Annotated in this window: 5 protein-coding genes; 1 reads left to right on the plus strand and 4 read right to left on the minus strand. The window is 65.3% G+C overall.

What is annotated here, in order from left to right:
* Positions 1–287: 287 nt before the first annotated feature.
* The 4 genes from ACPQ6D_RS22345 to can form a co-directional block, all read right to left on the minus strand.
* A complete protein-coding gene (locus ACPQ6D_RS22345) occupies positions 288–758 on the minus strand; it encodes an aminoacyl-tRNA deacylase (protein WP_423226568.1) in 471 nt (156 codons plus the stop codon).
* Positions 755–1,468: a Uma2 family endonuclease gene (locus ACPQ6D_RS22350; RefSeq protein ID WP_423226569.1), complete on the minus strand. Its 714-nt coding sequence runs from the start codon at positions 1,466–1,468 to the stop codon at positions 755–757. Before ACPQ6D_RS22350 ends, ACPQ6D_RS22345 begins: the two co-directional genes overlap by 4 nt.
* Positions 1,469–1,529: 61 nt before the next feature.
* Positions 1,530–2,945 (minus strand): tRNA (N6-isopentenyl adenosine(37)-C2)-methylthiotransferase MiaB, encoded by a 1,416-nt coding sequence (gene miaB, locus ACPQ6D_RS22355; protein ID WP_423226570.1) that lies wholly within the window; start codon positions 2,943–2,945, stop codon positions 1,530–1,532.
* A gap of 177 nt (positions 2,946–3,122) precedes the next feature.
* Positions 3,123–3,764 (minus strand): carbonate dehydratase, encoded by a 642-nt coding sequence (gene can / locus ACPQ6D_RS22360; RefSeq protein ID WP_423226571.1) that lies wholly within the window; start codon positions 3,762–3,764, stop codon positions 3,123–3,125.
* Between the two features lie 396 nt (positions 3,765–4,160).
* Between can and ACPQ6D_RS22365 the strand changes: the two genes are divergently transcribed.
* The coding region (locus ACPQ6D_RS22365) for a LamG-like jellyroll fold domain-containing protein (protein WP_423226572.1) at positions 4,161–20,749 on the plus strand (16,589 nt) is incomplete at its 3' end.

The following is a 20,749-nucleotide window of genomic DNA, read 5'->3' on the forward strand; positions in this document are numbered from 1 at the left end:
GGACGCACACCGCGGGCGATGTTCGTCTCCAGCCAAGCCCCGTTGACAGGGCGCTGCGGCGCGATTCACCGCCGGGCGGCCGTCGCCGGGCGGATGAAGTCCTCCGGCTACGAAACGGCGCCCGGTGAACCGGGCTGGCGTACTGTCCAGCATCAAGCCCCGTTGACGGGGCGCTGCTGTGTAGCCGGGCGAGGGCGCACTTCAATGTCGCCGAATGAATTCGGGGCAAAGGGGCGTTCCGCCGCAAGGTCGGCCTGGCGCCGACCGGCATTGCATCCACGGGCGCGCTACTCGCAGAAGCGACCAATTTCCACATCGCCCAGGGCCTGACGCAGCGCTTCGGAGCTGAGGATCACTGTTACCCCGCGCTCGCCGGAGCCAATGGAGACTTCGTCCGGCGCAAACACGTTCTCGTCCGCCAGGATCGGCAGAGGGGTCGCGAGGCCAAACGGCGACACCGCGCCAATCTGGTAGCCGGTGACGGCCAGCACTTCGTCGGGCGTCGCCATGGTGACGCGCGACACGCCCAGGTGACGGCGCAGCGTGGGCCAGGAGATCTGCGCTGGCCCGGCCACCAGCACCATCCGGTAGTTGCCCTCGCCGAGCCGAAAGAGGATGCTGCGCACGACCTGTTCTGGCTGTTGACCGCGCTCGGCGGCCGCCTGCTCCAATGAATGTACTGGCCCTGGATGGCGAAACACGCGGTGCGGAATGTTCAGCGCCGTCAAGGCGGCTGAGACTGGAGGCAACTGGCTCATGCCAACTCGCCGCGCAGCCGCGCCAACTCGGCGCGCAGAGCCTGCACTTCGGCTTCGGCCAATTGGCGGGCTTCATCATCACTGAGCAGGCGCTGACCAGTGGCCACGTTGTAGAACTGCAACCGGCGCTGCTCATCCAAAGCCAGGCGCAAGCCCAGCCGCGGGCTGATGAACTCTGGCGGCTCGCCTTCGCCGAGCAAGAAGGCCAGATCGCCCACGCGCACTTCTTCGTTCACGGGCTGCATGGGGATGAAGCCGCCGCCAGCCAGTTGAAAAGCTGCCAACGGCGGTTCCAGGTAATCGCCGGTTGGATCGTACAGGTAGTATTCCTCCACGCCCAACTGCGCATAGAGGCGCATCTTGCCGCCGAGATCGTCGCGCTGAGTGGTCTTGGACGAAATCTCGAAGACCACCTGCGGCGCCTGGCCTTCCTCCCACAGCTTGTAGTTTGGCCGGTAGCGCGACTCCACACCCCACACGACAAAGCAGTCGGGAGCCACCGATTTGCGCGGGTTTCCCTGCTCGTAATAGATGAGCAGGTTGCCGCTGACATACACGCGCTGACCCGCCAAGAAGCGCTGCAGCAAATGGATGATCCAGATCATGATTTCGCGGTGCAGGTCGGTTTCCGCCATCGGTTTGCCGTCGCTTTCTGGGTAAAATATCTGATCTGCCGCCTTCGTCGGCGGCTCACGTTGCATGATCGTCATGGTATTACCTCACGCGCCACAGGGGCTGGTTGTACACCGATTGTAGCACAAGGAAAGGCGTTCAGGCGAGCAACGACACCGGCGCATGGGTGAGCGACAGGGCGTTGTCCACCGCAGCCAGTGTGCCCTGCATGGAGTAGGCGCTGGCCCAGGTGATGCGCACCTTCGCCAACTGGCCGCGCCAGTTGCCTGCATCCTCAAAGAAAACCAGCTTGTTCTGGCGCGAGCGGCCGCGCCATTTACCTTTGTGCTGATCCTCCACGAGCACCTCGACCGTTTCACCGAGCAGCGAGCGGTTCTTTTCGGCCTGAATGCGCTCTTGCAGGTCTTCCAATGCGTGCAGGCGGCGGTGCTTTTCCGCGTCAGGCACATCGTCGGCCATGCGCCGGGCGCTGACGGTGCCGGGGCGCGGGGAATAGCGCGCCAGGTGCGCCTTATCGAGCTTCAATTCTGCCAAAAGATCGTAGGTGTCCTGGAACTGCGCCTCGCTTTCGCCGGCGAAGCCGACGATCACGTCGGTGTGAATCGCGGCGTGGGGGATGCGCGCACGGATGCGGTGGATGAGCGCGCGATACTCAGCCACGCTGTAGCCCCGCTTCATGGCCGTCAGCACTTCATCATTGCCGGCCTGGCAGGGCACCTCGATGTGCTCCATTACCTTCGGCAGGTCACGCACCGCGTCGAGAATGCGATCGCTCATGTAATTCGGATGGCTGGTAAGAAAACGAATGCGCTGCAAGCCCTCAACCTGGTGCACTGCGTAGAGGAGGTCGGCCAGGTCAGGTGCATGGCCTGAGGAACGCATGTCGTAGCCATAGCGATCTACAATCTGCCCGAGCAGCGTCACTTCGCGCACGCCCTGGGCCACCAGGCTGCGCACCTCGTCCACGATCTCATGGATGGGCCGGCTGCGCTCAATGCCGCGGCGGAAAGGGATGATGCAGAAGGTGCAGGCGTGCGAACAGCCATACACGATCGGCACATGGGCCGCAATCGGCGCCTCGCCGTGCGACGAAATGTGCTTCACGCTCTGCCAACGTGGGGCAGCCTCATCTTCATCCTGCACATGGTAGCGGCGGGCCAATTGCCCGGCTTCTATGGAGGCTAATTCTTCGGTCAGCCGCAGATTGCGGAGATGATCCACCAACGGCTGCGGATCCGAGGGTGCGAGCAGGACATCCACATGCGGAAAACGTTTGAGCAGTTCCGGCGCGGGCTTGACGCCGACCAGGCAGCCCATCAGGGCGATGGTGGTGCCTGGGCGGTTCTTCTTCAGCGGCTTCCAGGCCCACAATTTGCCGACCGCCTTCTCTTCCGCGCTGTCCCGCACGACGCAGGTGTTGATGACGAGAACATCCGCGTTCTCTTCTTGATCGGTAGGTGCATAGCCCAGGCGATCAAGCTCGGCGGCGACATGACCGCTGTCGGCCACGTTCATCTGGCAGCCGAACGTGTGAATGTGGTACGTTTTGGACATTGGTTCCTCCCATGGTGACCGGCGTGCAACCGGGCAGGGAAATGCGCGGTCGAACCGACCGCGGGGAGTGAAGATTGTAGCAGGCCGCGCCGCTTTATCAAAATAGCTGCGCAAGCGCGCCTTCTCGTCAGCGACACGGGGGACGCGCCGCTGCGCCGACGACAGGTCAGACCTGGTCTATTGACGGGTAATTGCAGTCTGGTACGCCGCGGCGACTTCGTTTGCCTGCGCCGCGCAGAAATTCAGATCCCGCAGCAGCCCATCCTGGAGGTTATAGATCCAGCCATGGACAGTCAGCGATTGTCCCCGCTGCCAGCAGTCGCGGACAATTGTGGTCTGGCAAACATTGAGCGCCTGCTCGATCACATTCAACTCGCATAAGCGCGCCCAGCGGCTGCTTTCTTGGGCGATGGCGGTCAACTGCGTTTCGTGCTTCTCGACCACATCGCGAACATGACGCAGCCAGTGGTCAACCAAACCCACGCGCTGATTCCTCAGGGCCGCGTGCACGCCCCCGCATCCATAATGGCCACACACGATGACATGTTTGACCTTGAGCGCGTCAACCGCATATTGCATCACCGACAGGCAGTTCAAATCCGTGTGGACGACGAGATTCGCCACATTCCGGTGCACGAACAACTCCCCCGGCAAGAGGCCAACTATTTGGCTTGCTGGCACACGGCTGTCGGAACAACCGATCCACAGATAGGCAGGCGACTGCTGATGAGACAGATTCTCGAAGAATTGTGCGTCATGGGCGCGGATGTTTGCGGACCAAGCTCTATTCTGATCAAAGAGACGCTGTACGGCTTCCATCTACCTCTATTGTCCTCTCTGGCGGCGTCAACTCGACAACCGCCGGCAGCGGTTTGCTCATGGCTACCTCAGCCATCTTCAGGTTGCAAGACGATATGTTATACACGATTTGCTTGCGGGCGTCAAACCACGACTCCATCGCGCCCCGCCCAAGTTCGTTCCTAGGAGCGTTGGCGCGCCGGAATTGTATACGAGGAGGAACTGCGTAGTCAAGCTCTCAAATCCGTTTGACAACTTGGCTTGTCTATGATATAAACGACATCCCGTTTCAAAAACACTTAAGCGCACGTTTATCTCCTCATTATCTCAGAAGCCGCTTGGTGCTCTCGTCTTTGCACTCATTCACGTTTCCCCCTTCTCTTGTGACGCGAATCTGGAGACAAGGAGCCAATCTCTATGAACAACAAATGGGTTGCTCGAATCGTCCGGACAAGCCTGGTTGGCGTTACCCTCTTGGTGATAGGCCTACTGGTTTTCCAGCAGCGGTTGGGCGCCGAGGCCGCCGCGGCGACGCGGGTCGAACAGGCCTGGAACAACATCCGCCTCAGCGCCAGCTATGCCTTCTCGGGCGACACTGTGATCAAAACCATCCCCTTGCCCACGCTAGGCAATATCGGCCGCTTCAGCAAGACCGAAAGCCTCTATCTGGAAGGAACCAACGACCTGCGCGACAACAACTTGCAGTTGGCGCTGTGGGGCGGCGCAGTCAGCGCGGCCGACCGTAATGCAGCCTACCAGATGCAGATCAAGGATGGCAAAAGTCAGACGCGGGCCTCAGATGGCGAATGGAGAGCGAGCGACTCGAACGACATTGCGTTTGCGCCCGAAGGGAATTTCCTGGCCTTCCTCGATTTTGCCAAAGACATCGTCTATGTCGGCGACGAAAGTGTTGGTCGGCAGCAGGTCGCCAGGTACAGCTTTGCGATTGACGGCCGGGCCTATGCCGACCGCATGCGCCAAATCACGCAAGCGCGGTTGGTGGCCGCAGGGACGCTGCCGCGCGAAGTCACTGTGCAGGCGCCCGCGCATCTGGCGCAGATGACAGGTCAGGGCGAGCTGTGGGTGGATGCCCGCGGCCTCCCGCTGCGCGAGATCATCCGCCTGCAAATCCCAGCCGCCGCCGGCGCAGATTACCGCACCGAGGCCGAGCTGACCATCCATTTCACCAACATCGAAGGCGTGCCGGCGGCGGGCGGCTGGGGGCAGGCCGTGGCCAAGGCGGGCCTGGCGCTCAAGCGGCTCAATCTGCCGTCGCCGGCGCAAGCGACCGGCAACCTGGGGCTGATGGCGGCCACCCTGCTGCTGGCGCTGCTGGTGGCGCGTCCCAAGCGGCGCACCCTGGTGGCGGTGCATGTGGCGGTGGTGGCGATCTTGATCGTGGGTCCGCTGGCGCGGACCGGCGTGGTGAGCGCGCAGAGCGACAGGCTTGCCGCGTACCAGGCGCAGGTCAAGCAGACCGCGGCCCAGGCGGCCGATGCAAGCGCGGCCAGCGTCTCCCAGGCAAACGTCCCGCAGCCTTTGGTCCCGCTGGAGTCGTTGGACTTACGCAGCAGCAATAGCAGCGCAGATTCGGACAACGACGGCCTGACCGATGAGATCGAAGATCGCATCGGCACCAGCCCGCTCAACAGCGACACTGACTTCGACGGCATCAGCGACTACGATGAAGTCACCGGCTTTGTGGTCGGCGGCCAGCGCTGGTACGGCAACCCAATGTGGCCCGATACCAACAAAGACGGCATCATTGACAGCCTGGAATGGAACCTCACGACGCCTGACCGCGACGGCGACGGCACGCCCGATCTGTACGACTTCGATGACGACGGCGACGGCGTGCCCGACGACAGCGACATCTCTCGCCTGACCGCCAGCAAGGACAACGCCGGCAATCTGGTCGCGTTCAACCAGGCCAATCCCCTCAATCTGACCATCAACGGTCTTCAAGCGAATCGCTACACCTACGTCAGTATGCAACTGCGTCCCACCCAAGCGGACCACCTGTGGTACGCCTTCAACGTCCTGAACTGGCCCAAGGATGAAAAAGGCAACATGCAGGACTGGGACAACAAGACGCTGTTCGATTACTGTGTCGCCACGGGCGGCAGCAACTGCAACATGACGCCCGACGCCAACGGCGATATCAAGCTGGTGCCGATGCTGGAAGTGCAGCTCAACGACCTGAGCAGCCTGCCGCGTACGACGGGCGGCGCGCTGGACACGCAGCTACTGGCGAAATACAACATCAGCGTCCAGCCGGCTGGCAACGGTGGCTACTACGTGTATGCGCCGCTCAACCTGGTCGAAGACAAGGCCACCGGGCAAAAGGTCGCGTTTAGCGCGCAGCTGCTCTACCAGACCGGCGCAACCTGGCAGCCGCAGCAGGTGCGCCTGAGTTGGGGTGTTCAGGTGCTCAATGAGCAGTACGCCAGTCCAGACGCGTACGCCGCGGTCATGAACAAGATCGCGGGCAATAAGCTGACCATCCTGCACGCGTATTACGACGATTTCTATTTGACCGGCCTCAACGTCCGTGAGGATCGCGGCGTCGAGATGGCGATCGTCTACGAAGACCCGGCCACCGATCCCGATGTGGCCGAGGACGACGCGCTTGTGCAGATGATGAGCGGCTTGGACCGCAGCTACCTGGTCAACCGCGACTGCGATCTGACCGACAACCAGGGCTACTGCATCGGCGACGGTCAGCGCGACATCACCATCCCCATAATCAAGCAGCGCTGGGACCGGCTGAGCAACAGCGGCGCCACATTAGGGCAGCGTTGGGGCATCGCGCAGAACCGGCTGCGCGTGGAAACGCACAGCTTCGCGCACGAAGACGAGGCGACGATGATAGCCGGCGGGCAGTTCGCCCCGGCGATCCTCAACAGCCATTTCAGCGGCACGGCCGCCACCAAGCCATCGCTGCTGTTCGTGCGCGAAGCGCGCTTCCGCGCCAGCAACATAGACATGCGCGCGGGCAGCAACAGCAACATCGCCTGGAGCGGTCGAAATGTCCAGGTCAATCTGGCCGATGTTCCCGAAATGATCACTGGCGGCTACACGTTGGCTCCCTACCGCTACGTCAACAATGGCTGGGCGCGCCAGACCCCACAGGAATATCTGGCGGAACTTGAAAACCGCTACCCGCTCACCGACAGCAACCCTGGATCCCCGTCGGCCGTGCCATTGGCAGAGCAGTCCGCAGTCGTCATTGTCACGATGAATGGGACCAGCAGTTCGGAGCAAGTGCTGTCGCAGAGCGGCCCCACTGGGCTTGGCTCGGCGCTGACCTCGAACGGCGCTATCCGCATGCAGGCCGCCGACATCAGGGATGAGGATCTGCGCCGCATCTATGAGCAGGCGCTGGCGTCGGCTGGCCGAGCCGTGCCTTACCTGGCAATGCAAACGTTGTTGAAGAGCACCGGCTTGACCGACGCCGCGTGGCGGAAATTGAGCGCCTCGATTCTGAACACGGTCCAAATTGTCAATAACTTTGGGTACTCCGCAGGGCAAGCACAACAGTTGAAGCTCAAGCTCGAGACGCAACGCGCATTTTCGCAGATCTCCGTCAGGGAGACGGCCCGTTACCGGCAGGCCTTGGTTGGTCCGATGCTGGTCTTTACCGCGCTCGGCTTTGCCTTGACCAATGTCAAGGGCGGTCAGACGGCCGGCCAGATCATGCTGTCCTCACTGACCGCGATCAACAACACGATTGAGGCCGTGGCGCAATACCGAACTGTCATGGCCACCGTTAGATCGTTGCCTTATAGCGATAGCATTCGAGGCATCGAATCGTTCGTGTTGGGCTTCCGCCACTCCTTCAGTTCGAGCGTAGCCAAGGCTGGCGCAGTCGGCGCGGCCATTGGAGGCATCGCCACATGGGCGTTCTTCTTTGCGGCCTGGGGCAAGGGCGGCCTCTCCACCGACAGCGTGGAGTTCAATAATCTGCTGGCGGGCGCGATCGCCGCCACGCTGGTGATCGTCGTGACCTTCCTCCTGTCGCTCACGGTCGTCGGCGCTATTGTGCTTGCCGTCGCTGCGATTTTTGACCTGATCGCATTGATCATTTGCAAGGCGGGCGTCAAGGCGGCGTGCAGCCTGGGCATCACGGAGGCGATCACCAAGCTGATCACCGAATGGATCTATACTGGCGGGGTCATGATTGATACCAAGGCCGATCCGTCCATTACCAACATCGAAGATGCCCAACTGCGCCTGACCAGCCCGGAGCGCGGGTTGGTGGTTGGCAACGGCGTGCGCTTTGTCGTTGATCTGTGGACCTATGTGCGCCACGCCGCGCCGGAACCGGGCGTTGTCTACCATTACCCCGAGTTCTTCACCGCCGAAGATCTACGCTCCACCACCGTCAGTTACGCGCTCGAGAACGTCGAGCGCAAGTTGAAGCCCGAACTGAACCAGACCAGTTGGGCAGATGTGATCGGCTACGGTTGGGTGGAGGCCGAAGTGCCGTCGCCCGTCGTCGGCTGGCTCGTGCCAACGACCAAGAGCAAGAATCTCTACCAGGGCGCGCGCAACGACCGCCTGGTCTCCGGCCTCTATCCGTTCAACAGCGCCAAGATCAACCAGATCTTCCCGCTTTACCTCAACACTGGCCTGGCCCTGCCGCGTTACGACTGCTGGTTCCAGGTCTGCACGCACAAGTCGGCCAAATCGTCCATCAGCACCGACCTGGGCAAGCAGTTCATTCTCGACATTCTGCCCGCCACGCTGGACGAGTTCGTCAACTGGAGCCAACTTGGGCCGCAGGCTGACCGCGACGGCGACGGCGTGTCGGTCCAGATTGACCCCAACGACGCCAAATGGGACACGGACGGCGATGGCCTGCCGGATGGCGTGGAGATGAAAAAGGGCTTCAATCCGCGCGTCGCAGATGCCGACGGCGACGGCTTGAACGATGCGTTGGAATTGCGTTACGGGACCAACGCCGTCGCTGCTGACACCGACAGCGATGGCATCTCCGATTTCGACGAGATCTATGGGTACATGCTGACGTTCAACGCCCGCAGTGTGCTCGTGACGAGCGACCCCACGCTGCGTGACAGCGACATGGACGGGATCAGCGACGGCGCCGAGCGCCGTCTGAATGGCATTGACCCGGTGCGCTACCCCTTCCATCCGCGGGTCTTCAACGAGCCGCCGGTTCGCATTTACAGCCAGATGGCCGATCTTGACCGCGTGTTGGCCATCGGCGCGACCACCACCGTGACCACGACGGTCTTCAACGGCACGGCCGTTGAAAACGCCCTGGCGGCGAGCGGCCATTTCAGCGTCACCCTGCCGGCCCTGCTGGGCGGCGCCAGCCAGACCCGCAACTTCACCCTGTTGCCCACCGTCAGCAGCAGCATCGTGCTGCCTGCCACAGCCGGCGGCGCGACCAGCAGCCTGGTTGCCATCAACAGTCGCGCCGCAGCGGACCTGATCCCGGTGGGCAGTGCGCCATCGGGGCCGCCCGACGACATCATCCTCGACAACCCGCTGCCGGTGACCATTGACGCCGACCCGCCGAACGCGCCGGAGCTGACGCTGGGCCAATTCGTTCAGCCTGGCAACACAGTCATCATCGGCGGCGTAGCCAGCGACCCGACTTCCTACGTAGATCGGGTGGAGGTCAGCGTCAACGGTGGGCCGTTCGCGCTGGCGACCGGAACTTCATTGTGGGCCTTCCCCGTGGACATTCCCAACCAGCCCAGCGGCGCGGTGCCCATTGTGGTGCGCGCAACGGACGCGGTCGGCTATACCAATTCGGCCAACTTCTCCCTGACCATTGACAGCGTCTCCCCCAACGTAACGCTTGACCTGGCCGCCGGCGGCCTGCGCCAGGTGCGGCGCAACGCGGCAGGAGCCTGGACGCTGCGGCTCAGCGGCGCAGTCACGGATGCGCTGGCCGGCGTTGAGTCGCTCACCTTCCAGGTTGGGACCAGCGCTAATGTGGTGATCACGCCGACGGGCGTCCTGACGACCGGCATCGCGACCGACGGCAGTTGGCTGCTGGACTATCCGTTCAGCGATCCGGCCTTCAATCTCGATCCGCGGCCCTCCGGCCCCATCACCCTCACGGTCACGGCCCGCGACATGGCCCTACCGGACGGCAACCCGACGACCCAGGTCATTCCCTTTGTCATTGACATGACGCCGCCCACCGTCAAACTGCTCTCCCACCAGAACGAACGCCTGCTGACCGACGGCGCGGTGATCACCGGCACGGTGAGCGACGCGTATGCGACCGTCGCCAGCGTGGAGTACGCGTTCGTGGATGCCGCCACGGCGTTGACCGCGGGGAGCGCCTTGCTCAACCTGCCGCTCAACGACCTGCCGGGGACTGTGCTTTTCAACAATCAAGGCGCCGATCCGGTGCGCATCTACTGCCTGGACGAAAGCTGTCCCACCAGCGGAGAAGACGGCGAAGACGGCACAGCCGCGCGCTTCGACGGTGTGAACGACCTGCTGCGCACCTTTGAGCCGTTGAACCTGCCGGAGAGCGGCCTGACGACCTCGCTCTGGTTCCGCACGACCTGCGCCAACTGCGGCTTGTTCAGCGTGACCCAGGGCGCGTATCCCGCGGTCACCCAACATGACCGCGACCTGTTCCTGGACGCCGGCAAAGTGTGTTCCTCCATCCTGATCGGCGGCGCGAACACCCGAGAAGTGCGCTGCACCGTGGCCGACGCCTACGCCGACGGCCAGTGGCACCAGGTAGTTCACAGTCTGGGCGCAGGCGGCAACGCGCTTTACCTGGACGGCAAGCTGGCGGTCAGCAGCCCCACCAGTGCCTCCACTTTCAGCGCCCAGAACGGCGCACTCGTCGGCTACACCGCGGCCGCGGCCGCGCCGTTCTTCAACGGTCGGCTGGACAATGTGGTCATCTACGACGGCGCACTCTCCGCCTCGGCTGTGGCCGCCCTCTATCGCCAGTGGCGCCCGGCGGCGCTCACCAACGGCGGCAGCCAGTGGTCCTTCGCCGTCCCCGCCGGCATCGAAGGCTATTACCAGATTGACATGCGCGCCGCCGACAGCCTGGGCAACCGCGTCGAAAGCCGCGGCGACTGGCCCCAGTTCCGCGGCCCCGTGGACACCAAATTCCCCTCCTTCGACGTGGCGGCCAGCTATCGCGGCAGCGGCAGCGCGGCGCAGACCGTCTACAGCGCCAACGTGCGCGACTATAATCTGACCACGGAGAACTACAACTTCGTCTGCCCTCTGGCCAACGACCAGCTGCGCTTCAACACCGACGCCCAGGACCTGGGGCTGAGCAACCAGCCCAGCGACCAGCTCGCCGGCATCGTCGCGCAATGCAACGCGGCCGGCTTCCAGACCAGCCTGGTGGCGGCCAGCGCCTGCGATACGGTCGGCCACTGCGGCGCGGCCGTGCCGCCCCAAACGGTGGCCTACATGGGCACCACCAACAACCGCGTCCAGCCAGTTGGCAGCCTGCCCAACGCCATCGAGCGCGCCAACCTGAGCGACCCCGGCCAGCGGGCGCGCCTGATCGAAAGGCCAGGCAAGGTCATCCTCGACATCGCCGTGGACGAGGGCCACGGCAAGCTCTACTGGGCCGAGATGCTGCAGGGCGACTACGCCCAGCCAGCCGGCGTGTGGCGCGCCGACCTGGATGGCAGCAATCCACAACAACTGGTCAGCGGCCTGACCGCCTATGGCGCAGAGGCCCTGCAGATCGCCCTGGACCCGGTCGGCAACAAGCTCTACTGGACCAAGGGCCATGAGCTGTGGTGGGCGAACCTGAACGGCAGCCTGCCCCAGGTCATATACAGCATTCCGCCCGACCCGCGCTATGTCGGCAGCGGGCTGCAGTTGATGCAGATTGGCGATGTGGTCGTGGACCAGGCGAATGACCGCCTCTACTTCAGCGAGCGCCGCCAGCGCGGCGACCTGGCTGGCTACAACGCCGGCATCCGCAACTTCGGCCGCACCGACAAGCACACACTGATTGTTCAGACCAACCTGAACGGCGCAAACCCAACCTTCTTTGCTGGCGCCGGCCCGAGCTGCACCTACGCCAACTTCTACCAGAACCTGGGGACCGGCGTTGGCCCCGGGGCGGATCCAACTTTCTGTTTGACCTCCGGCGCGGACGGCTTCGACGTCGAAGCGTTAGCCCTCAGCAACGGCACGCTCTACTGGAGCGCGATTGACAACAACGGCGTCAGCGCCGGCGTCTACGGCCGCACGCCCGGCCAGCCCATCTTCACGGTGGCGCCGCTGGACATGCCGGGCAACGCCAACGGCCTGCGCACCACGCCGCTGCCCCAACTGCACGTGGATGACGCCTCGTCCGGCGTCTTCGCCATGCTGGGCACAGACATCGTGCGCGGCGAGGCTGGCGGCGAGTTCACCGTCTTCACCAGCTTTGTGGACAACACACCGCCTGCGCCCGGTAACACCCGGCGCAGCAGCAGCACCCTCTCGGCCATGACGGTCGTCAAGACCAGCCAGGACACGCAGACCGACACCGATCTGGCCGTCGGCATCACGTCGCCGGCGCTGGTCATCGTCAACGGCCAGACCGCACGCTATGACATCACGCTGCGCAACGAGGCGGCGCTGGCGGCCGCGGACACGGTCCTGACGCTGACGCTGCCAGACGGCGCCAGCTATGCCGGCGCCAGCCGCGCCTGCGTGGATGGCGGCGCGACGGTGACCTGCAACTTCGGCCGCTTCCCGGCCCTGGCGCAGCAAAGCGTGGCGATCAGCATGACCATCGCCACGAGCACGGTGCGCGATCTGACGGCAACCGTTAGTGTCGCTTCCAGCACGGCCGAGCGCACGCCGGCGAACAACGTCGCCAGCCACAGCCGCATCACGGCCGCGCCCACGCTGGCCGCGCTGCCTGGCATCCCGTACATCTACTACGGCGAGGCGACCCGCCTGACCCGTGTGCCGTTGTTTGGCGCGTACACGGCCGAGCCGCTCTTCATGGACCCGCCCATCAGCGGCGAGGTGCTGGCCTCCGACCCAGCCCGCAACAAGCTCTTCATCGTCACGGCGATGGACAAGCTCATCGCCGTCAACCCGGACGGCAGCGGCCGGGTGGAATTGGCCGACACCAATGCGGTCGGGCTGTCCACCGACGGCCGCAACCGGGTGGCCGTAGACGACGCCACCGGCCGCGTCTACTGGTCAGAGATCAAGACGCTCTACCTGACCGACATCAAGAGTGCGAACCCGGACGGCAGCGACGTGCAGACTGTGGTCAGCAACGTGCGCAACCAGCGCGGGCTGCTGGTGGACCCGGTGCGCCGCAAGCTGCTGTGGGTGGGCGCGGACACCTGGCTGCGCCAGGAGCTGATCTTGAGCAGCAGCCTGGACGGCAGCGGCGTGGAGATGGTCTATGCCGCGCCCGAAGGCGCGCAGATTCGCGAGTTGGCCCTCAACCCGTACAGCCAGAAGCTCTACTGGCTCGACCCGACGATCGGGGGCGGTTCACTCCTATGGGCCGACGCCGACGGCAACCGTGTGGCAACCCTGGCCACTGGACTCGGCAGCGTCGCGCGCGGCCTGATCGTGCGGCCCTTCGAAGATGCGCTCTACTACGTCAGCGACGTCAGCCTGACGCGCGCACGGCTGGATGGCAGCAACGCGGAAAACCTGGCCGACCTGAGCCAACGGGCCTACACCGGATTGATGCTGCCGGTCAACGCGGTCAGCTTCTCGCCGACCTACATCGTCCGGCCGGCCGGCAACCTGGCGTTCGTAATTGCGGCGCCCTTTGGCGCGCCGCCGTGCGTCCTGAACGACAGCTTCGAGCCGAATAACAGCGCGGCCGCCGCGCGCGCCATCACGGTGGGCAGCGCCAACGGCGCGCTCTGCACCACCGACGCCGCGCTCCCCCAGGACATTGATTACTTCAAGATCACCGTGCCGGACGGCAAGCAGCTTGACCTGAACCTGGGCAACCTGCCGGCCGATTACGGGCTGTACGTGCAGCGCGCCGGGCTGACTCTGGCCACCAGCCTGAACCCCGGCCTGGCAAACGAGACGATTGCCCTGCCCAACTATGACGGCGACGGCGAATACATCATCGTCGTCTTCACCAGCGCGCCGGTCAACAACCCGTCGCCCTACACGCTGGCCGTGGGCCTGAGCGACGCGCCGCCGTCCACCAATTTCTCGAACGCCCAGTGTCTGTCGGTGGATCCGCTGGACGCGCCCGGCCTGGCCGGCAACCAGTTCCAGAACCAGGCGACGCCGCTCACGGTCGGCAGCCCGGCCACCGGCGCGCTGTGCTACCGGGACGACGTTGACTTCTACGCGTTCAATGCGGTGGCCGGCCAGCGGTTGAACCTCGACCTGCCGGTGCGCCCGGCCGACTACGAGCTGCACGTCTACCGGCCCAACGGCACCTTCTTCAACGCCTATAGCGCGGGCGGCGTGTGGCGCTACCCGGCGCAGGTGACCGTTGACGCCACCGGCGCATGGGCCGTCGCCGTTCGCACGCCCAACCTGACGCCGACCATGAGCACCTACCAACTGCTGGTCACTGATGGCACGTGCAGCGCCAACGACAGTTGGGAGCCAAACAACACGACGGCCCAGGCGGCGGCGCTCGGCGCACCCGGCCGCGTCAACGCCACGTTGTGCTCGGCCAACGACGTGGACGCCTACAGCTTCAGCGCCGCGGCCGGCCAGCGGCTAACCGTCAACTACCCGGCCAACGCAGCCGGCGCAACGCTGCGCCTGCTCGACGCCAACGAGACGGAGCTGGGCCGCGTCCAGCCCGGCGCGCAGGGCAACTTCACCCTGACGGCCGGCGGAACCTACAGTCTGGTCGCCGCCAACAACAGCCTGGCCGGCAGCGACGCGCCCTACATGTTCCAGTGGCTGCTGGATGCGCCGCAGACCGCGCCGGATCAGCAGGTCGTTTACTATAGCAATGGGCTGCTGGGCCAGCTCTTCCGCGTGGCGCTCAGCCCTGATCACACGACGGAGCCGCTCTTCCTGGCCCCAGCGCAGAACTCCAGCGGCCCGGCCATCGCCGCCGACCCCGTGCGCAGCCTGCTCTACAGCTACGACCCGTTGATCGGCGGCGACGGCGCCATCATGCGCAGCAACACCCTGCCCTTCGACGGCAGCGGCTTCGCGACGGTCGTGCCCGCGCCCAACCCCGACGGCGTGGCGAATCCGCCGGTGGCGATTGCTGTGGATGAGCAGAGCGGCCGCATCTACTGGGTGCAGCCGCAGGGCGGCAGCGCCAGCCTCGGCAGCACGATCCGCAGCGCCAACGGCGACGGCACGGACAACGTGCAGGTCGTCGGCAGCGGCATCGCCCGCACCAGCCTGGTGGTAGACTCAGTGCGCGGCCTGCTCTACTGGACCGAGAACGACGCGATCAAGCGCAGCAAGCTTGACGGCGCCGACATAACCGAAATCCGCGCCGCGGTCGGCGGCCAGACGCCCACGGATCTGGCGCTGGATCCCTTTGCCCAACGGCTTTACTGGCTCGACACGGGCCGCTCGGCCATCGTGCGCGTCAGCGCCGACGGCAGCGGCGAAACGCTGCTGGTCACGGGCCTGGCTGGCGGCGCGCGCGGCGTCGCCGTGCTGCCGCTGCAGAACGCGCTGTTCTACAGCAGCGGCGGCGTCATGCGGCGAGCCGCGCTCGACGGCAGCAATCCGGTGACAATCGCGACGCTGTCAGGCGCCTACGCCGGACCGAGCAACCTCAATCCCAATGTCTTCCCGCAGGTGATCATCGAGCCGCCGCAGTCGCCGCTGACCATCGGCAGCGGGACGCCGCTGATCAGCCCCTGCGCGCTGGCCGACAGCTACGAGCCGAATAACGACATCCCCGGCGCCACGCTGCTGACGGTCGCCCCGCAGACGGAGGTGCGCGGCGCGCTGTGCAACAGCGTGCTCAACCAGCCGGCCGACCTGGACTACTACCGCGTGACGGTCGCTGACCGCAAGACGCTCAGCGCGGCGCTCAGCGAGCTGCCCGCCAACTACCGCGTCATCATCCAGTCGCCCGCGGGCGTTACCCTGGCCTTCAGCGACAACGACGGCCTGGCCGACGAGTTCGCCGAGGTCAGCAACACCAGCGGCGCGACGGGCGATTTCATCGTCCTGGTGATGGGCTACGGCTTCCAAAACACCAATCAGTACAAGCTGACGCTGGCGCTGGGCGATGTGCCGCCGCCGCCCGACCCGGACAACGACGAGTGCGGCTTCGTGGACATCTACGACGCGCCGGGGGTGGGCAATGGTACGCTTGCCACGGCAACGGATCTCACCCTGAACGCGTCCATAGCGGCCGCGCTGTGTTACAGCAACGACGTGGACATGTACGCCTTCAACGGCCTTAACGGCCAGACGCTGACCTTCGACCTGCCGATCCGGCCGGCCGATTACACGCTGACGCTCTACAATCCCAACGGCGATGCCTGGGCGACGCCAACCTATGGCGGCAGCGTCACGCTCGACGCCAGCGGCCGCTGGACGGTGGCCGTCTCCCAGCCCGCTCTGACCCCGACCGTCCAGCAGTATCAGCTGCTGGTGACAGACCAGAACTGCGTGGCCAGCGACGCCAACGAACCGAACAACAGCGCCGCCTTCGCCACGCCGCTAAGCAACGGCAGCCGCGTGCGCGCCACCCTGTGCAGCGCGGCTGACGTGGACTTGTATTCGGTCAGCGCGACCGCCGGCCAGGAGCTTACGCTCAACTACCCGGCCAACGCGACCGGCGCAGTCGCGCGTGTCGCGCCGGCGGGCGGCGGCGGCGACCTGGGTCAGGTGACGGCCGGCGGCCAGGGCGTCTTCACGATCCCCGCCAGCGGCGACTACCGCGTCGTCGTTGAAAACAATGCGCTGGCCGGCGCGGCCGCGCCCTACCAGTTCGAGCTGCTGCTGGGCAACCCCACGCCGCCGCCCAGCGGTTCGCCTTACATCTACTACAGCCGCGCCAGCGACCTGATCCGCGTCGGCGACGCCGGCGCCCCGGTCGAGCCGCTCCTGCTGCCCGACGGCTTCGTGGGCGGCCCGGTGATCGCCTCGGACACCGTGCGCGGCAAGCTGTACATCCTCGACAACTTCGAGCGCGTTGTGCAGGTCAACCCGGACGGCAGCAGCCCGCAGGTGGTGGTGGCCGACACCGGCCCCGGCGTGCTGCGCTTCACCGAATCGCTGGCCGTGGACGAGCGCAGCGGCCGCATCTACTGGGCGCAGGCGACCTTCGGCGTCGTCAGCGACATCAAGAGCGCGGCCGGCGACGGATCGGACGTGCAGACGGTGGTGACCGACGTCGCGGCCGACCACGGCATGGCGGTTGACCCGGTGGGCGGCCGACTCTACTGGGCGCAGACCTCGCTCTACAACGGCGCGGTCGTTGACCACATCCGCCGCAGCAACCTGGACGGCACGGGCGTAGAGGTAGTCTACGCCGCGCCGGAAGGCCGTCAGATTCGCGAGCTGACCGTGGATCCCTTCGCCCAGATGCTATACTGGCGCGACCCCACGCAGAGCCTGCTGCTGCGCGCGGCGGCCGATGGCAGCGGGAGCCCGGCCACGGTCGCCACGGTCAGCAGCGCGCGCGGCTTCGTCGTCCGGCCGCTGCTTGGCGAGCTGTACTACACGGCGGGCAGCCAACTGATGCGCGCCGCGCTGGACGGCAGCGGTCCGGCCGCGCTGGCCACGCTGGATGGGGCCTATAACGGCGTCAGCAACCTGAACCCCGGCGCCTTCTATCCGACGATCATCAGCCCGCCCGGCTCCAACCTGGCGCTGAGTTACAGCGCGCCCTTCGCGCAGCCGTGCAGCGCCGTGGACGGCTACGAGCCGAATAACACCCTGGCGACCGCAGCCGGGATCACGCCCGGGACGCTGACTGCGGCGCTTTGCTCGCCCGACCTGGTCACCATTGACGACTACGACTACTACCAATTGACCGTGGCCGACGGCAAGCAGATCACAGTCACGCTGACCGACCTGCCGCAGGACTACAGCCTGGTGCTGTTCGCGGGCGGGGTCGGCGTGGGCTGGAGCTACGAGCCGGGCACGGCCGATGAGGTGCTGACTCACGTCAATCGCACAGGAAGTCCGGTCGTCTACGCCATCATGGTGGGCCGCTTCCCCGACTTCTACGACAGCCGCCTGCCCTACACCCTGAATGTGGCCGTCGCCGACGCGCCGCCGCCTCCCCCGCCGCCGCCGCCGCCGGCCGATGGCTGCGCCTCGGTTGACCCTTACGACGCGCCTGGCGTGCTGGGCAATCAGACCCGTGACACGGCCACCAGCATCAGCTTCAACCAGACGATCACGGCCGCGCTCTGCTACAACAACGACAAGGACTATTACGCCTTCAATGGCGTGGTCGGCCAGAACGTCCGCATCGAGATGCCCGTGCGCCCAGCCGATTACTACATCTCCGTGTTCAACCCGGACGGCCAGTACGTCACCGGCATCTTCCCTGGTTCGTGGCTGCAATACGGCGACCAGTTCACCATCAACACGGCCGGCCGCTGGACGCTGGGGGTTTGGCATCCAAACCTGACGCCGACCACCGACCAGTACCAGCTGCGGCTAGGCGTCAATACAACGTGCAGCGGTCTTGACCCGTATGAGCCGAACAACGAAGAGTACAATCCGCGCGTCATCCTGACTCGCACGTTGACCCTGCGCACCATGCTGTGCGAAACCACCGACCAGGATTGGTTCGCCTTCCCCATGACGGTGGGCGATCGCATCCGCATCACGCCGCGTATCCTGACCAACGGCGTGAACAGCAACAGCGAGACCGTCAACATGAACATCGCCATCTCACCGCCGGGCTTCGGCTTCGGCGAGATTCGCGAGCCGTTCGAGACCATTGCCCGCAGCAACGGCGATTTTCGTATGGGCATCTACACGCAGCCGCGGGTGACCGAGAACCTGGCTTACGAGGTTGACGTCGAGATCATCCCGCCCCCGCCACCGCCGCCGGTGCCCAACAACTGGACCTGCACGGTTTATCCGAGCAGCGACGTGCCGCAGCCGATAGACGACCTGGCGACCATGGCCTCGACGGTCAACGTGCCAGCCACCGGCGCCGTGACGCGCGTCAGCCTGCGCGATATCACCTTCGATCACGGCGGGCTGTTTGACCTGACCTTTGGCCTGGCTGCGCCCGATGGCACGCAGGCGGAGTTGTTCGCCTTCAACGACTACGGCTACTACACCTGGTGCGGCGGCAGCAACTGCCAGTTGTCGCTGGACGACTGGGCCATCGAAGGGCTGGCCCCGCCCCCGTTCCCGAACGACGGCGGCGCCTTCCGGCCCAGCCGCAGCAGCTTTGCCCCGTTCAACGGCAAGCCCAGCAACGGCGTGTGGACGTTCTATATCACCGACGACGGGTTGACCGATCCGGGCGGCGAGGGCGGCGACACCACGGGCGACCTGTTCAGTTGGGGCCTTGAGGTGTGCGTTGACAACGGCCTGCCGCCCGATCCCACACCCACGCCGACGCCCACGCCGACCCCAGCTCCGCTGCCGGATGACGGCGCGCCCCCAGGGGCCACCGCGCCGCCGGTCGTCATTCCGACGCCCACGCCGCCTGCGTGCACGCCGACGCCTGACGCGTTCGAGGACGACGACACCTATCAGACGGCCGCGGCGTTCGACACCGCGGTGAGCAGCAGCGCCGGCCATAACTTCGACAGCCCGTCCGACGCCGACTGGCAGCAGATCACCCTGCTGGCCGGGCTGCAATACACACTGACCGCGACCACGGCCAACCCGGCGCAGGCTGTGTCGCTGGCGCTGTATCAGCCCAACGGCACGACCTTCATCAAGACGCAAGCCGGCCAACTCACCTACGAGCCGGCTGCCACCGGCAGCTACTATGTGCGCGCGACATCCGCCTCTGGCCTGGCGGTCAACCTGTGCGAAAGCGGCTACAGCCTGGTGTTGACCAGGCGCAACCCCAACGCCGCGCCTGTGCCGGTGCCTCCCGGCCCACCGCTGCCGCCCGGTCACGCGGCGCCGCCGCGCAGCGCGGGCGTGTTGGCGCCGGCCGACGGCGCGGTGAAGACGCAGCTGCAGCCGATTCTGATTGAAATCGGTCTGAACGCCGAAGACACGGTCCAGAGCGCCGCGCTGTTCGTCAACGGCGTGCAGGTTGCCAGCTATCCGACCCTGCGCGCGTCGCCGCTGGGCGATTTTCCGCAGAAACGCCAAGACGATTACGACCTGCTCTGGACACCGGAGTGGACGCCCCCACAGGCCGGCGCTTACGATCTGACGGTGGTGATTACCGACAGCGCCAACCTGACGGCTACGAGCCAGATCAATAAGATCTATGTGGATCTGGCTGATCCTTCCGTGAGCATTGCGGCCGAGACGATCACGATGGCGAAACTAAGAAGCGACGGCGCGTACGTGCTCATCGGCACAGCCGCTGACGACAGCCAGGTAGATAAGGTGGAAGTGCGGCTGGACGGCGGCCCGTGGCAAGAGGCGGTGCTTGACGGCAGCGCCTGGTCCTTGGCCCTGGCGCCCCTGGCCCAGGCCAACCCAGACGGCGGCACGCTGGCCATCGAGGCGCGGGCCACCGATAAGGCCAGCCGCACGGCGACCGCGGCGGCCAATGTCCTGCTGGATGTGATTCCGCCGGCGATCTTCACCAGCACAACCAGCCTGACCAGCGGCGCGATCATCTCGCCCAGCCAGGTCATCAACGACCTGAGCGTGCGGCTGACCTGGCCGGCCATCAGCGGCGCATCCAGCGTCTACGCCGGCTGGACGACCGCGCCCACGGCGACACTGGGCGCGCTGACCTTCTACAACAGCCCGGCGGCCGGCGCCCATGACCAGACCATGCCCGAAGCCGGCGCCATGTTTGCCCATGTGGTGGCCGTGGATGCGAACGGCAACCAGAGGGCCAACAGCAGCGGACCTTACTACTTCGATGGGCCGCAGACGCCTGACCTGGTGGCCGACGTGAGCATCCAGAACTGGGTGAACAGCGGCGGCAAACAGGTGGG

The organism is Candidatus Amarolinea aalborgensis (assembly GCF_900491745.1).
Taxonomy (GTDB): domain Bacteria; phylum Chloroflexota; class Anaerolineae; order SSC4; family Amarolineaceae; genus Amarolinea; species Amarolinea aalborgensis.